13 protein-coding genes are annotated in these 15,798 nt (G+C 66.5%); 6 read left to right on the top strand and 7 right to left on the bottom strand.

The annotated features are described in order from the left end of the window. Positions 1-574: 574 nt before the first annotated feature. Together A5650_RS24350 and A5650_RS24345 are read right to left on the bottom strand one after the other, a co-directional pair. The gene (locus A5650_RS24350) at positions 575-1,039 is read right to left on the bottom strand and encodes a helix-turn-helix domain-containing protein (protein WP_067298119.1); all 465 of its coding nucleotides are present in this window, start codon (positions 1,037-1,039) and stop codon (positions 575-577) included. 79 nt (positions 1,040-1,118) lie between these two features. Then, entirely contained in the window at positions 1,119-1,571 is a 453-nt protein-coding gene (locus tag A5650_RS24345; RefSeq protein WP_156434379.1) for a hypothetical protein, read from the bottom strand. A gap of 376 nt (positions 1,572-1,947) precedes the next feature. Between A5650_RS24345 and A5650_RS24340 the strand changes: the two genes are divergently transcribed. Next, a complete protein-coding gene (locus A5650_RS24340) occupies positions 1,948-3,762 on the top strand; it encodes a PE-PPE domain-containing protein (protein WP_231992797.1) in 1,815 nt (604 codons plus the stop codon). A gap of 277 nt (positions 3,763-4,039) precedes the next feature. Here the strand turns inward: A5650_RS24340 and A5650_RS24335 are convergent, their stop codons facing one another. The 4 genes from A5650_RS24335 to A5650_RS24320 form a co-directional block, all read right to left on the bottom strand. Continuing rightward, on the bottom strand, positions 4,040-4,888 hold the full coding sequence (locus A5650_RS24335; protein WP_067298127.1) for a siderophore-interacting protein: 849 nt from the start codon (positions 4,886-4,888) through the stop codon (positions 4,040-4,042). Between the two features lie 127 nt (positions 4,889-5,015). Further along, positions 5,016-6,140 (bottom strand): DNA-processing protein DprA, encoded by a 1,125-nt coding sequence (dprA, locus tag A5650_RS24330; RefSeq protein WP_067298110.1) that lies wholly within the window; start codon positions 6,138-6,140, stop codon positions 5,016-5,018. After that, entirely contained in the window at positions 6,137-7,648 is a 1,512-nt protein-coding gene (locus A5650_RS24325) for a YifB family Mg chelatase-like AAA ATPase (protein ID WP_067298107.1), read from the bottom strand. Before A5650_RS24325 ends, dprA begins: the two co-directional genes overlap by 4 nt. After that, entirely contained in the window at positions 7,649-8,017 is a 369-nt protein-coding gene (locus A5650_RS24320) for a YraN family protein (protein WP_067298104.1), read from the bottom strand. It abuts the gene before it with no gap. 137 nt (positions 8,018-8,154) lie between these two features. On the opposite strand from A5650_RS24320, the gene A5650_RS24315 reads away from it, so the two are divergent. Beyond that, positions 8,155-8,973, top strand: a complete 819-nt coding sequence (locus A5650_RS24315; protein ID WP_067298123.1) for a DUF1206 domain-containing protein — start codon at positions 8,155-8,157, stop codon at positions 8,971-8,973. Here A5650_RS24315 and A5650_RS24310 read toward each other — a convergent pair whose 3' ends face one another. Next, entirely contained in the window at positions 8,974-9,342 is a 369-nt protein-coding gene (locus A5650_RS24310) for a heme-binding protein (RefSeq protein ID WP_067298100.1), read from the bottom strand. It lies immediately after the preceding gene. A gap of 264 nt (positions 9,343-9,606) precedes the next feature. On the opposite strand from A5650_RS24310, the gene A5650_RS24305 reads away from it, so the two are divergent. Genes A5650_RS24305 through A5650_RS24290 form a run of 4 tightly spaced genes read left to right on the top strand, consistent with a single transcriptional unit; the run spans position 9,607 to position 15,727 of the window. Then, positions 9,607-10,623, top strand: a complete 1,017-nt coding sequence (locus tag A5650_RS24305) for an iron ABC transporter substrate-binding protein (protein WP_067298096.1) — start codon at positions 9,607-9,609, stop codon at positions 10,621-10,623. Then, positions 10,624-12,204 (top strand): ABC transporter permease, encoded by a 1,581-nt coding sequence (locus tag A5650_RS24300; RefSeq protein ID WP_067298093.1) that lies wholly within the window; start codon positions 10,624-10,626, stop codon positions 12,202-12,204. It abuts the gene before it with no gap. Beyond that, the gene (locus A5650_RS24295) at positions 12,201-13,250 is read left to right on the top strand and encodes an ABC transporter ATP-binding protein (RefSeq protein WP_067298089.1); all 1,050 of its coding nucleotides are present in this window, start codon (positions 12,201-12,203) and stop codon (positions 13,248-13,250) included. The genes A5650_RS24300 and A5650_RS24295 overlap by 4 nt, the downstream gene beginning before the upstream one ends. After that, on the top strand, positions 13,247-15,727 hold the full coding sequence (locus A5650_RS24290; protein ID WP_067298086.1) for an AMP-binding protein: 2,481 nt from the start codon (positions 13,247-13,249) through the stop codon (positions 15,725-15,727). The genes A5650_RS24295 and A5650_RS24290 overlap by 4 nt, the downstream gene beginning before the upstream one ends. Positions 15,728-15,798: the final 71 nt, after the last annotated feature.

Raw genomic sequence — 15,798 nt, 5'->3', positions numbered from 1 at the left:
GAATCTAGAGAAGTGTTGCGACCGCCCCTAGAAACCACCCCGGAAGAAACTGCTCAAGATTCGACCGGAGCCGACACAGCTCTCCTGTGGGGCGCCGTTGCTGTCCCGTCGTCTAGTCCTCGGCGATATCCGGGTGCGGTTCGCCGACCACCAGCGGTGCCGAACCAGCCGACGCGCTGCCGAACAGTTCGCGTAGTACACAATCGAAGAGACGGCGGCATCACGTCACCAGCTGGCGGCGGCGCTGGCACCAACCGCGTGGGAGGTGCAGGCGCCGCTGGGTGCTGTCGATCGATGCGGTACTGCCATTGCTGGAAACTACAGTCCACGAAGAGTATCCCTGGCTTCAGCCGCAGCAATCGTGTCGTGACGCGTCACTGGTGTCCGGCCACAGGTCACCGTTGCGGGCACAGCGCGTCTCCGAGAACGCGGCAGAAGTTCAAGCCGAGGAGCAGGTCAGATCTTGGTGTCGATAAAGACCGCTCGCACGATTTTGAGGTGACCTATCTCAAAACGATGCGTCCGAGAGTCTCGAAATTCGTGTCGCAAAGCGGACGAAGCGCAACGTTGTCGGTTAGACCTCATCGGGCCATTCATCTCGCGAAGTCATACTTCCCCAGTCACCCCGTGAATCGAGGCCATCCCAGTGGTCCCATGTCTGGCGGTGTCTGTCGCGAGGCCGGATGATTCGCCTTCGCAGTTCCAGCAGCAACTCTTCGGTGGAGGCACCGGCTAGGGCGTCGTCGGTGGCGAAGGAACGATGTCGAGGCGCGGGGCTTTCGCGGCGTAGCTTGACCACCAGGTCTTTAGGTTCGCCTCCGGCGAGAATGGTGTCAATGCTGCCCGGTGCCCAGCCCAGCTTGTTTTCCAGCATGGCGTAAGTGCCGGGGCTGGCTCTGCGGACGCCGTTCTCGATGTCGGCGAGGGTGCGCACGGTAAATTGCAGACTGCTCGCGAAGTCGGTGCGGGTGCGGTAGCCCAACGCAACACGGCGACTGACTATGTGGTGGCCGAGCCGTTCCAGGGGATGTCGGTCCATGGCCAGATCATGACCTCCCCCGTCGACTATGTCGAGTCGCTGCACGCAATCGTTTCCATTCTGCGTGCAGAAGATGCAATCACTTCCGTGGCACTCCAGCCAGATCAGCCCTGACCTGTGTAATCGTGTCCCAGAACAGTTCCTCCACCTTCTCCTTTGACAGCCCGGCCACCTCTACTCGCGGAATTCCCGCAAGTTCGCGGCGCACCACCTTGGCATCGGGCAGGGCGTCGCCTGTCCACCATTCTTGGCGGATATCGAAGTCATCGAAGCGCTCGCCAGAACGGGTATGGCGCAGCTCAGCGCGTCGCTTGCTCACCGGGACTCGCGCCCACCACGACGCCCGCCAGTACGGGCCATCGTAGGCACTCGGGGGGGCACCGGTCTGCCATTCCTCCACGTGCACAGACTGGACTGGGGCGATGCCGTTGTAGTCCTGCACGAACCGATCCGCTTCTTCGCGATCATCGTAGATCCGCTCGATGCGGTAGGTGTCGCCGCTGCCCGCCGTCACCACGAACACCGTCGTCATCGCCGCCTCCCTTATCCGCTGGTGGCAGCTCAAGTGTCCCACCGCCACTGCCCTCTCACGGACTGAATCGGCGAGCACACCAAGGGACAGCCCTCTCCTGTGACTACCGAGCGAAATCCGGCGGAGGATGAAACAATTGGAAACTATATCTTTACACATGAGAATATTTCCGTTAAGTTCCCATCATTGCCTCGCGTCGAATTGCTGCTCAGCGAGGGGCGCATCGGCTTCAGGCACACCTTCGATCTCCACATGACGAAAGGAAACGCCGTGAGACATCGCCCCACGCGGTCAGTGGTCAGTGCCACTGCGGCTGCCATTGCGGCTGCGTCGATGCACCCAGCGGCCAAACTCGCCCGCCACCGCCACGGTCTTCATGGTGTTCGAAGCGCTTGTTCCGTTTATTGACATTGCTGGATCGAGGCGCATCACCGGCGAGCCTGAAGTCGAGCCGCTGCCACAACCGGTCCCGCTGACGCCGAAAGGAGAAGGTCCGCAATTTGTATTCAGTCGCCCCCGCCAGGGAGGGCGGGGGCGCTCGATTCGAGGAATGAAAATGATGTTCAACGCATTGGCGTCCACCGCGAGTGCCTTATTGGTGGCGACTGTTTTCTGGGGGTCACCATCGGCAGGGACGCCAGAGGTGGAGCTGTCCGCGGACGCGACGGCTCTGGTCCTCGGCGCGACCAGCTTTCCGACGCCGAACCAGTTCATCATCGACTGGACCAAAGACAAGTACGTTGCGCCGGTCTATTCCGGCCTCGATATCGAGTACATTCCGGTGACGACGCCGCAGGAGTTCTGGCCAATCACGGGCGTGTTCCGCGTGATTGGCCCGGCTCTGGCGGCGGTGGACCCACGCATCTCGCCCAAGCTCATCGCCGCTCAGTTCCCGGACGGGATGCCGCTGTGGAAACTCTCGGGCTTGTTCGACCTCACCGCCGACCAGTCGATCCGGAAAGGTGCCGACATCCTGGAGGCCCGCATTGCCCAGCAACTGGCCGACCATCCCGGGGAACCGATCATCGTCACCGGCATCTCGCAGGGCGCGGGCGTAGCGAACGTCGTCAAGGGACGGCTCGCGGAGAAGTACGCGGGCGACCCCAACCCGCCTGACATCGACTTCGTGCTGGCCGGTGATCCGAACCTACCCAACGGTGGCTTGTTGTCGCGGTTCGACGGGCTGTACATTCCGATTCTCGACTTCTCATTCAGCGGCCCGGCACCGAGCGACACCCCGTTCGAAACCGTAGAGATCTTTCGGCAATACGACGGGTTCACCGATTTTCCGCTGTACCCGATCAACGTCGTGTCGGACGTGAACGCGCTGTTCGGGTTGATCTTCGTGCACCTCTACCTCGGCGAGGTCAGCCTCCCCGAGGACCCAGAGATCAACTCCCCGGCGTTCGTCGGCAAGCACGGTGACACCAGCTACTACTTCTTCCGGTCTGAGAACCTGCCGCTATTTGAGCCGCTGCGCATCGCCGGTGTTCCGGAGCCAGTCATCGACGTGTTCGAGCCGTTCGTCCGCGAGATCGTCGAGCTGGGGTACGACCGCAGCATCAAACCGTGGGAGCCCACCCCGGCGCGACTGATCCCGCAGCTCGATCCCGCGAAGGTAGCCACCGATCTCGTCACTGCTGCGACCGAGGGCATCCACAACGCCACCGCCCTCGTCTCACCGCCGCCGATCTCCCCCGCACCCGTCGCGCTTGTATCCACTGCTGATGAACCGCAGAATGCGCCACCCCAAGCCGAGGTCCGGTCCACCGCAGAAGTCGACACGGCAACCACGGCGGCAATGACAGCGACCGAACGGGTTGACACATCCATGCAGGATGCTCCGGCAGAACCGGTGGGCGATCGGCCGGCATCGGTAATGAGCGAGCCTTCTGCGACCGACTCCCAACAGCGAAACGAGGCATCCCAGCCGGTTAAACCTCGCGTGCGGGATTCATCACGGGCCGAGCCGGTCAAGCCACAAGTGCGGAATCCATTGCGGGCCGAGCCGGTAAGACGTCAGGTGCGGGGCTCCTTGCGGGTCGAGCCGTCCCGCGTTGACGAGGGGGGTGTCGGGATGACTCGGCCTGACACCGCTGGCAACGAGGCCGACGCAGAGGACGCGGGCGAGGACTCGCGATCGTCATCAGATGCGTCGTCGACAGGCTCCGATTCTCGCTCAGGTAACTAATGTTTGCTGGTTCCAGCGGGGATGGGACGACGGACAAGATGTCCTGACGGGCGCCGACGGTCGGGTCCGGAAACCGGATCGTCCGGTCGCTACCCCCGTGATAGAGAGGAGAAAAGCGGGCATGACGCTCCCTACGCCGCCATGACAGTCGTCAGAGCAAGGGTGAGAGTCAACCCGACGGGGGACATCTAACGCACGCGTCTGCGGGCGGTGCTAGGCGTTATCTACCGAACTGGTAGTTACCGAACGTCATGCGGCAAGCGTGCCAGGCCTACGGTCAGGCGTTGGCTTCGGCCTCGGCCAGTTCGCGCTTCCACTCGCGGAAGGTCTCCTCGGTGCGGCCCCGACGCCAGTAGCCGGAGATCGACGAGGCCCACTTGGCCTCGACACCGCGCTCCTTGCGGATGTAGGGCCGCAGGTTGTGCATCACCGTCTGCGCCTCACCGTGGATGAACACCTGCACCTGTCCTGGCAACCACGGCGACTCTCTCACCGCGGCGATGAGCGGCGCGTGGTCGCCCGCCTGATCCTCGGGGACCAGGTCTGCGCGACCACCGCGATGGACCCAGCGCACCTCGACGCCGTCGGGCTTCTTCAGCGGGACCTCATCGTCCGATCCGGCCACCTCGATCAACACATGCCCAATGGCGTTGTCCGGCAACACCTCCAGTGCGTTGCTGATCGCAGGAACCGCGGCTTCGTCGCCGGCCATCAGATGCCAGTCGGCGGCGGGATCGGGCGCATAGGCGCCGCTGGGCCCCATCAGGTAGGCGGGCTGACCGGGAGTCGCGGCGGCAGCCCACGGCCCTGCGACACCGTGGTCGCCATGCACCACGAAGTCGATGCAGATCTCACGGCGCTCGGGATCGACGTTGCGAACCGTATACGTGCGCACGGTGGGACGCTGCTCCGCAGGCAGCGACGAGAACGAGTCGATGGTCAGCGGTTGCGGCAATGCGGCGACATCGACCGCCGGATCGACGATCACGATCTTGACGTAAGCGTCGGTGAACTCGTTCGGGGTGAACGTGTCGAACCCTGGTCCGCCGAGAACCAGCCGCAACAGGTGTGGGGTCAATTGCTCAGTACGCACCACTTCGAAGGTGTGTATCGGTCGCCCTGCCAACAGGAATCCCTCCAAAACTCGCCAGCCGGTTCGACCGAACTGGGTTCGAGCCGGCCTCACCGACTATACGAGCGGGTCGCGCTGGTCGGGGTTCTACCTTGTCGCCTGCGGTCGCGGACAACGCATGTCACCGGGGCGTCAACTTCCACCTCCCGTCGCGGCTGAGCACCAGCCCGCAGAGTTCGAGGGTCGCCAGCGGACCCAGCACCTGGCGCGCCGGCAGGCCGGATGCCACCGCGATCTCTTCGGCGGTGCGCCCGCCACGGCGGGGAAGCGCGTCGTAGACTCGCTTGTCGATGTCGCTGAGCTCGTCCAACGGTGAGACAGGGCCCTGATCTTCGGGCGCCAGTTCGCCGATCCGACCGACGAGCTCGACGACGTCGGCCGCGCGCGTGACGAGGTGCGCTCCGCTGCGCAACAGAGCGTGACACCCGACCGACGCCGACGACGTGACCGGGCCGGGTACCGCACACACCGGGCGGCCGAGCCCGCGCGCCCAGGCCGCGGTGTTGGCAGCACCGCTTCGCGCACCGGCCTCCACGACGACCGTCGCCCCGGCCAGCGCGGCCACCAGGCGGTTGCGCGTCAGGAACCGATGACGTGCAGGCCGGACACCGGGCGGATATTCGCTGAGCAGCAAGCCTTGTTCGGCGATCCGACGCAGCAGCGCGGTATGGCCCGCCGGATACGGCACATCGACGCCGCCGGCGAGCACCGCAACGGTTACGCCCTCCCCGGCCAACGCCGCACGGTGCGCGGCACCGTCGATGCCGAACGCGCCACCGGACACCACCGCGACATCACGCTCGGCCAATCCGGTCGCCATGTCGGCCGCGACGAACTCGCCGTAGGCCGTCGCTGCACGCGTCCCGACGACAGCGGCGGACCGGAAGGCGACCTCGTCGAGCGCGGCGGGACCGATCGCCCACAACACCAACGGCGGGTGCGCCTGCGGCCGCAACCGGTCGGGTGCACCCCCGAATCCACCGAACGACAACAGCGGCCACTCGTCGTCCTCGCAGGTGATCAGCCGGCCGCCGAGCCGGGCCAGCACATCTAAATCTCGTGCAGCGCAATCGATGTCACGACGCGCTTCGGCGTGACGGTTGATCACCTCCCCCGCCGCGCCGCGCCGCACCCGATCGGCGGCTTCCACCGCCCCGACCCGCTGCACGAGTGCCGCCAGTGCGGGACACGGGGGTTCGACGACACGCGAAAGATAGGCCCGAGCCTCATCCACGACGTCGGTCACAGCACACCTCCTGCAGGCCGGAAGCTCAACGCCGTGGTGACGTCCTCGAGCACCGGCGACGTCCGTCCGGCAAGATCGCTGAGCGTCCACGCGACCCGCAGGGTCCGATCCATTCCGCGGACGCTCAGCGTGCCCCGGTTCAGCGCCGCCTCGAACGGCTTCATCACCGCGGGAGGCAGGCGAAACTTGCGGCGTAGCAACGATCCGCTGACCTCGACGTTGGCGCTGATGCCGTAGGGCCGCCACCGCTCCGCAGCGGCCCCCCGCGCCGCGGCGACCCGCTCGCGCACCACGTCGGTGGACTCGCCATCCTTGGCGACGATTGCGCCCGCCCGTAGCGAGTGCATCCGCACGTAGAGGTCGACCCGATCGATCAGTGGACCGGACAGCTTGCCAAGGTATCGCCGTTTCTCGTGGCCGGTGCACACACAGTCCCGCGGGTCGGGGCGCGCACACGGACACGGGTTGGCCGCCAGAACCAGTTGGAACCGGGCCGGATACCTGGCGACGCCGTCGCGGCGCGCGAGGCGGATCTCCCCGTCTTCCAACGGTGTTCGTAACGCCTCGAGCACACTGCTGCCGATCTCGGCGCACTCGTCGAGAAACAGCACGCCGCGGTGCGCGCGACTGACCGCGCCGGGGCGCGCCATCCCCGACCCACCGCCGACCATCGCCGCCACACTCGACGTGTGATGCGGAGCCACGAAGGGCGGGCGGGTGATCAGGGGGGTTTCCTCCGACAGCAGACCCGCCACCGAGTGGATCGCCGTGACTTCGAGCGCTTCACTGTCGGACAACGGCGGCAGGAGGCCCGGAAGGCGTTGTGCCAGCATCGTTTTACCGACGCCCGGAGGACCGGTCATCATGAGGTGGTGGCCACCGGCCGCGGCCACCTCGACCGCGTAGCGCGCCTCGGTCTGACCGATGACGTCGGCGAGATCGGCGCGGGGTTCGAAGCGCGACGGCGGAGACGCGATGCGCGCTTCGAGCTGGCCCTCCCCCAGGATCCACGACTTCAGCTCAGACAGCGTGCGCACGCCCCATACATCGAGGCCGTCGACGAGGCTGGCTTCGGCCAGATTCTCGGCGGGCACGACCGCCGCGGGCCAACCCTCGCGCTTCGCGGCCAGCACTGCGGGCAGGATGCCCTTGACCGGCCGCACCCGCCCGTCGAGAGCCAATTCGCCGAGCAGAACAGTCTTTTCGAGTCGCGGCCACTTTTCCTTGACGTTGGCCGACAGCACCGCCATCGCCAACGCCAGGTCGTACACCGATCCCATCTTCGGCAAGGTCGCCGGTGACAGCGCCAGCGTCAGGCGAGCCTGCGGCCACTCACATCCACAGTTCGTGATCGCGGCGCGAACCCGATCCCGTGACTCCTGAAGCGCTGCATCGGGAAGACCGACCAAGTGGACGCGTGGCAGCCCGTTGCCGATATCGGCCTCGATCTCGACGATCTGGCCGTCGAGCGCGGTCACCGCGACCGAATACGCCCGCCCCAACGCCATCTAGCCCACCCCCTGAAAATGGATGATCTCGGGCGTGCGGCGTCTGCCGATCCGCACCCCGACGACGTCGATACGCACATCCGGCCATCCGGTCTGTTGCGCCGCCAACCAAAGCCCGGCGAGCCGCCGCAGCCGCCGTAACTTCTTCGGCGTCACCGCCTCCTCGACGCCGCCGAACCGGTCGCTCGTGCGGGTCTTCACCTCCACGAACACCACGGTGCGGGTCGTGTCGTCGATCGCGATCACATCCAACTCGCCGTACCGGCACCGCCAGTTGCGCTCGAGCACCCGCAGGCCCACGGCCCGCAGGTGATCGACCGCGAGTTGTTCACCCAGCGTGCCGATCTCGGCACGCGTCCATGAAGTCATGGCTTCACCGTCGATCGGGCCACCGACACATTGACGCGCCGCCCGTGCCTGTGCCGACCGTTATCCCCAACGCCGGTTTACTCCACAGATTGCGCCGGCACCGTTTCGCCGCCGTCAAAAAGCGGGTACAGGTCGGCATGACCGACAACTCGTTACACGGAGTCGCCGACCGCGCGACCGACAGCGATGCCTTCGAATACACCGCGCGGGCCGGCTTCGCGGTCAGCGGTGTCCTTCATCTGCTCGTCGGCTATCTGATCCTGCGGATCGCGTTCGGATCCGGCGGCAACGCAGACCAGTCGGGCGCTCTGGCGACGCTCGCGCAACAAACCTTCGGCGCCGTGCTCCTGTGGCTCGTCGCCGCGGGTCTGCTCGCGCTCGGGTTGTGGCGCGTCGCCGAAGCGGTCGTCGGCCCACGGCCGGGCGAGGGATCGGGCCGTTTCAACGACGACACCCCGGCGTGGAAGCGCGTTAAATCGCTCGGCCTGGCCGTCGTGAACTTCGCCATCGCCTTCTCGGCGGCCCGTTTCGCCATGGGCAGCGGCCAGCAGAGCTCGCAGCAGAACGCCGGCCTCAGTGCGCAGATGATGCAATCCGGCTGGGGTAAAGCCGTGCTGATCGCGGTCGCACTCGGCTTGATCGCGGTCGGCTGCTACCACGTCTACAAAGGCGTGACGAAGAAATTCTTCAAGGACCTGCGCAACACCGGCGGCACCGGAGTCAAAGCGGTGGGGATCACCGGCTACGCCGCCAAGGGCCTGGTCCTCGCGGGGGCCGGTGTGCTCGTCATCGTGGCCACCCTGCAGGCCGACCCCGCCAAGGCCACGGGGCTGGACGCCGCAGTCAAGACCCTCGGACAGGCGCCGTTCGGCAAGATCCTCCTCGTCCTCGCGGCCATCGGCATCGCCGCGTTCGGCGTCTACAACTTCGTCCGCGCCCGCAACGGACGGATGTGACTATTCGCCCATCGCGTCGAACAACGTCGCCAACTGCCCCGGGCTGACGGCGATACCGCATTGCGCGCGCATGTCGGTCAACGGCGCCGCGATTCCCCGCAGGTCGAGGTACTCGTTGGGATGCGCGGTGAAGTAGCCGCGCACGGCGGCGCGGGCGTCCTGCGGCGGTTGCGTCGCGGCCGCGGTCAGCACTTCGTTGGCACCGGGGTGGGCCTCCAGATAACCACCCGCTTGGCTCAGCACGCCGCTGGCCGTCGTCGCCAGGCCACTGGCCGTGCACGGTGCTGCACCGGCGGCAGGGGCGGCCCACAGGGCACCGGCCATGACCAGCGCTCCGCAAACCAGTCCCGAAAGCTTGGATCCGTTCATTCGACCGTCCTCGGAGTCCGTGCCGCGGGGCGCGCCGCCCCCGGTCCAGGCAAACGTACCCCGCAGGCGGCGACGCCGGAGTGCTGTGCCGAAAAGGGACCGCCTCACCCTCCAGCTACACCGAAACCCGTCCGTTCGCCGCCGCCTGCATCGAATCACGAGACAGCCGGCGATCCCGGAGGCCGGGAAGGGTATGTTTCATTAGGTAAACCTCAGCTAAAGATTGCGGCCTGACCTGCACGTACCCGCGAAAGGATCTCCTGCATGCGACCAAGGTGGAGGCTGATCGCCGCCGTCCTGTCCACCCTCGCCCTCACGGCCACCGCCACCGGATGCTCGGACTCGGGCGACAGCGACGAGTTGCTGATCTACAACGCTCAGCACGAATCGCTGACCAAGGAGTGGATCGACGCCTTCACCAAGGAGACCGGGATCAAGGTCACCTACCGGCAAGGCGGCGACACCGAACTCGGCAATCAGCTTGTGGCCGAAGGGAAGGCATCGCCTGCCGATGTGTTCCTGACCGAGAACTCCCCCGCCATGGCCGCCGTCGAACGCGCCGGATTGTTCGCCGAACTGCAGCCCGAGACGCTGGATCAGGTTCCGCCGCAATACCGTCCGCCGTCGGGCAAGTGGACCGGGGTGGCCGCGCGCAGCACCGTGTTCGTCTACAACACCTCGAGGCTGCAACCCGACCAGCTGCCCAAGTCGCTGCTCGACCTGCAGCAGCCGCAGTGGAAGGGCCGGTGGGGCGCGCCCCCGACCAAGGCCGACTTCCAGGCGATCGTCTCGGCGCTGTTGCAGCTCAAGGGCGAGCCCGCGACAGCGCAGTGGTTGGCCGCGATGAAGGCCAACGCCAAGCTCTACAGCGACAACATCGCCACGCTCAAGGCCGTCAACGCCGGCGAGGTCGACGGCGGCGTGATCTACCACTACTACTGGTTCCGCGATCAGGCGAAAACAAAAGAGATGAGCGGTAATACCGCTCTGCACTACTTCAAGAACGAAGATCCCGGCGCGTTCGTCAGCCTGTCCGGAGGTGGCGTGCTCGCCTCGACCGACCGCATGGACGAGGCACAGCAGTTCATCAAGTTCATCACCGGCAAGGCGGGTCAGGAGGTGCTCGAAAAGGGGACGTCGTTCGAATACCCCGTCGCCAGCGGGGTGCCCGCGAATCCCGCTCTCCCCCCGCTGAACACGCTCCAAGCACCCAATGTCGACCCATCGAACTTGGACGCGCAGGAGGTCACCGATCTGATGACGAAAGCGGGCTTGCTGTAGGTGGTCGCCGCCGCTCCCCCCGTCCCTGCGCCCACGGCACCGGTGCCGCGGTCGGACAAGACGGCCCGGCCCGGCCCGCTGATCTCGGGAACGGTCGCGATCCTCGTCGCCGCGACATGTATCCCGCTGGGTTACGTGGTGTGGGCGACTATCTCGGTGGGCTGGACGCGGGCGTACGAGCTCATCGTGCGCCCGCGCGTCGGTGAGCTACTCGTCAACACGGTGGCGCTGGTCTTCATCACCGTTCCGCTATGTGTGGTGATCGGCGTCGCGGTGGCGTGGCTGGTGGAGCGCACGGACCTTCCGGGTCGCGCGATCTGGCGGCCCCTCTTCGTTGCGCCGCTTGCCATTCCGGCGTTCGTCAACAGCTACGCCTGGGTCGGGGCGATCCCGTCCCTGCACGGACTGCCTGCGGGTGTTCTGGTCACGACCCTGTCCTACTTCCCGTTCATGTACCTACCGGTCGCGGCGACGTTGCGACGGCTCGACCCCGCCGTCGAGGAGTCGGCCCGGGCACTGGGATCGGGTTCGGCGGAGGTCTTCCTGCGCGTCGTGCTTCCGCAGTTGCGGCTCGCGATCCTCGGTGGTGCGCTACTTGTCGGCGTCCACCTGCTCGCCGAGTTCGGTGCATTCGCCATGGTACGGTTCGACACCTTCACCGTCGCGATCTTCCAACAGTTCCAGGCCACGTTCGACGGGGCGGCGGGCAGCATGCTGGCCGGCGTGCTCGTACTGCTGTGCCTGGCGCTGCTGGTCAGCGAGGCCGCCGCCCGGGGCCACGCCCGGTTCGCCCGGATCGGGTCGGGAGCGCCACGCGCGTCATCACCGATACGTCTGCACCACAGCAAGATTCCGGCGACGCTCGCGCTGACGACACTGGCGGTGCTGGCCATCGGTGTGCCGGTCGCCACGATCGCCCGGTGGCTCTGGTTGGGCGGCCGAGACGTCTGGATCATCGACGACATTCTCTTGGCGCTGGGCCAGACCATCGGACTGGCCTCCGCCGCAGCGGTTCTGACGACGGTTCTCGCGTTCCCGGTCGCGTGGGTGGCGGTGCGCTCCAGCGGTGTGCTGGCGCGGGTCGTCGAAGGTGCGAACTACGTGACCAGTTCGCTGCCCGGCATCGTCACCGCTCTGGCGCTCGTGACCGTCACGATCCACTTCGTGCGGCCCCTCTACCAGAGCCTGGCCCTGATCGTGTTCGCCTACGTTCTGCTGTTCATGCCCCGCGCACTCGTCAACGTCCGCGCCGGCCTCGCCCAGGTCCCGCCGAGCCTCGAGGAGGCGGCGCGGTCGCTGGGTAGCTCGCCGACAGTGACGTTCCTTCGGGTGACGCTGCGATTGACGGCGCCCGCCGCAGCTGCGGGCGCCGCGCTGGTATTCGTCGCGGTGGCAACCGAGCTGACCGCAACCTTGCTGCTCGCGCCGACGGGCACCCGCACACTGGCGATGATGTTCTGGTCCTATTCCAGCGAGTTGGACTACGCGGCGGCTGCACCGTACGCATCGGTGCTCGTAATCCTCGCCATACCGGTCACATTGGTGCTGTACCGGCAGTCGACGAAGGCGGCGGCGCTGTGAGCATTCTCGAAACCCACGGTCTGGCCAAGGCCTTCAACGGACACACCGTGCTCGACCACATCGACCTCGAGCTGCAGGTGGGCACCATCACCGCGGTCGTCGGGTCGTCGGGGTGCGGCAAGACGACGCTGCTTCGTCTGATCGCCGGCTTCGAAACACCGGACGACGGGACCGTGGTCATCGACGGCCGTGAGGTGGCCGGCCCCCGACGTGCTGTGGCGCCGCACCGGCGCGCGGTCGGTTACGTCGCCCAGGACGGCGCGCTGTTTCCGCATCTGACCGTGGGACAGAACATCGCCTACGGTCTGAACGGCTCCGCGCGCCGGGCCGAGATCCGCGCCCGGGTCGGCGAACTGCTCGAAACGGTCTCGCTGGACCCGTCTTTCGCGTCGCGCCGCCCCCACGAGCTCTCTGGCGGTCAGCAACAAAGGGTGGCGCTGGCGCGGGCCCTTGCGCGCAAACCGGTGGTGATGTTGCTCGACGAACCGTTCAGCGCACTCGACACCGGGCTACGAGCGTCCACGCGAAAAGCCGTCGCCCGGTTATTGGTCGATGCCGGCGTCACCACACTGCTGGTTACCCACGACCAGGAGGAGGCGCTCTCCGTCGCCGATCAGGTTGCGGTGATGCGCGACGGTCGTTTCACCCAGGTCGGACCCCCGCAGGAAGTGTACCGGCGGCCGGCGGACCACTTCACCGCCGCCTTCCTCGGTGACTGCATATCGCTGCCCTGCACCGTGACGGACGGCATCGCCGAATGCGCACTCGGACGAATCCCTGTGCAACGCGGGCAATCCCATCCTTCCGGACCCGCCACGCTGCTGCTGCGCCCCGAACAACTCGTCGCGACGGTGGTTTCCGACGCCGAGCGACTCGAAGGCGTCGGCACCGTTCTGGCGGTCGAGTTCCTCGGACACGACGTGCTGTTGACCGTTGATCCCGCCGGCGAGGCGGATCCCATCATCGTCCGCCAACACAGCCTCGAGCCGCCCCAGGTCGACGCCAAAGTTCACATTCAGGTCGTCGGCAGCGGAGTCGCGCTGTGACAACACTGCTCGGTCACTTACGCGGACACCGTGACAACATCGCCGTGTACACCGAATCGGAGTGCCTGACATACGAAGCGCTGGCAGACCGGGTCGCCGCCGCGATGTCCGAGCTCGGCGAGAGCCGACGCCTCGTGGTGCTCGAAACCCGCAATGACATCGACACTCTGGTGCACTATCTCGCCGCACTCGCCGGCGACCACGTGGTGCTACCGGTGCCTGCCGGACGCGATCACTCGACGATCCTGCGAACCTACGAGCCCGACACCGTGATCAGCGAGGGCATCGTCACCCACCGTCGCCGAGCGGGCGGACGCCGCCTGCACGACGACCTGGCCGTTCTGATGTCCACGTCGGGCACCACCGGATCACCGAAGTTGGTCCGGCTCTCGCGCGAGAATCTGCTGGCCAACGCCGGTGTGATCGCGGACTACCTCGATATTGGCCAAAACGACCGTGCAGCAACCACACTACCCATGTCATATTGCTACGGGCTTTCGGTCGTGAACAGCCATCTCATCCGCGGCGCCGGCCTCATCCTCACCGACCTCTCGGTGACCGACGAGCGGTTCTGGGCGCTGTTCGGTCGTCACCGCGGCACCTCGTTCTCGGGTGTGCCCTACACCTTCGAACTGCTCGAGCGCATCGGGTTCGATGCGATGGACCTGCCCGACCTGCGGTACGTGACACAGGCGGGCGGGCGTATGCCCCCTGAGCAGGTGCGACGCTTCGCCGAATGGGCGAGCGATGGCGGTTGGGAACTGTTCGTCATGTACGGGGCGACGGAGGCGACGGCCCGGATGGCCTACCTGTCACCGGATTTGGCGCTGTCGCGGCCCGGCGCGATCGGCCGGCCGATACCCGGCGGATCGTTCACGATCGAATCGGCCGACGACTCCCACGACGTCGGCGAATTGGTATACCGCGGGCCCAACGTGATGATGGGCTACGCCCACGGACCGGACGACCTCGCGCTCGGCAAGACCGTCGAGTCGCTGCACACCGGTGACCTCGCTCGCCGCGCTCCCGATGGTCTTTACGAGATCGTCGGCCGCACCAGCCGGTTCGTGAAGATGTACGGTCTGCGCGTCGATCTCCAGCGCATCGAAGCAACGTTGAGCTCCAGCGGGATCACCGCTTTTTGCACCAACGACGACGACCGGCTCGTCGTCGCGGCGGCCGGCGCACACACCGAGCGCGACGTTCAGCGCATCGCCGCCGAGACTGCCGGTGTGCCCGCCTCTGCGGTGCGCGCGATCGCCGTGGACGAACTGCCGCTGCTGGCATCCGGGAAGCCGGACTACCACACCGTCCGCGAGCTCGCGGGAGCCAGCGATGCGCCGGCCGCGACCGACCTGCGCGGGTTGTTCGCCGACGTACTGCAACTCGACCCGGCGGCCATCGACCCCGATGCCAGCTTCGTCGACCTCGGCGGAAATTCGTTGTCCTACGTGGCGATGTCGGTGCGACTGGAGCGCGCGCTCGGACAGCTGCCCGTCGAGTGGCAGCAGCGGCCGCTACGCGAACTCGAAGGCCTGGTGAAGCCGCGGCGGCCGCGGTGGCGGCTGTGGGACGCGACGCTGGAGACCAGCGTCGCGTTGCGGGCCGCCGCGATCGTCCTGATCGTCGGGTCGCACGCCGAACTGTTCGAACTGTGGGGCGGCGCCCACTTGTTGCTCGGCATCGCCGGATACAACTTCGGCCGGTTCTGCCTCACCCCCGTGCCCCGCGCGAAACGGGTGCGCCACCTGCGCAACACGATCGGCTGGATCGCGGTGCCTTCAGTGCTGTGGGTGACCATCGCGCTTCTGTGGACGCGCGACTACACCTGGTCGAATCTGCTGTTGGCCAACAAGTTCCTCGGTCCACACGACAGCATGACCGCCGGCCGCCTGTGGTTCGTCGAAGTCCTGGTGTGGACGCTTGTGGCGCTGGCGCTGCTGTTCTGGATACCGGCAATGGACCGTGCCGAGCGCCGGCGACCGTTCACGGTCGCGGTGGCGTTCCTCGTGTTCGGCCTGGCCCTACGCTACGACGTACTCGGGTTGGACATGGGCCGCGAGGCCTGGTTCACAATGCTCGCGTTCTGGTTTTTCGCGCTCGGCTGGGCGGCGTCGAAAGCGACGTCGACCCTGCAACGCGCGCTACTCACCGTGGTTTTGGCGGTCGCGTTGCTCGGTTACTTCGACACCACGCTGCGGGGGCTCGTCGTGTTCGGCGGCCTCGCCCTGGTCATCTGGCTACCCACCATCCGCTGTCCAGCGCTGCTGACCGTCGCGGCCGGCGTGCTCGCCGAGGCGTCGCTGTACACCTACCTGGTTCACTACCAGGTGTATTCGTGGTTTCCCGGACACCCGGGCGTCGGGGTGATCGCCTCGCTCGCGGTCGGAATCCTGATCACCTATCTGGTAACAGTGGCGCGCCGGTGGCTGCGGGTGCGCAGGGGACAGAGCGCGACGGTGCCCGCACAGCGCTAGCCGTATCAGCGAGCGTCGTGAAGATGACGGTTTCGGGCCGATATTCGTCATCTTCCCGACGCTCGGCGGCG

The sequence above is a fragment of the Mycobacterium sp. 1164985.4 genome (genome assembly GCF_001668575.1).
Taxonomy (GTDB): Bacteria; Actinomycetota; Actinomycetes; order Mycobacteriales; family Mycobacteriaceae; genus Mycobacterium.
This window is presented reverse-complemented; position numbering and strand designations above follow the sequence as displayed.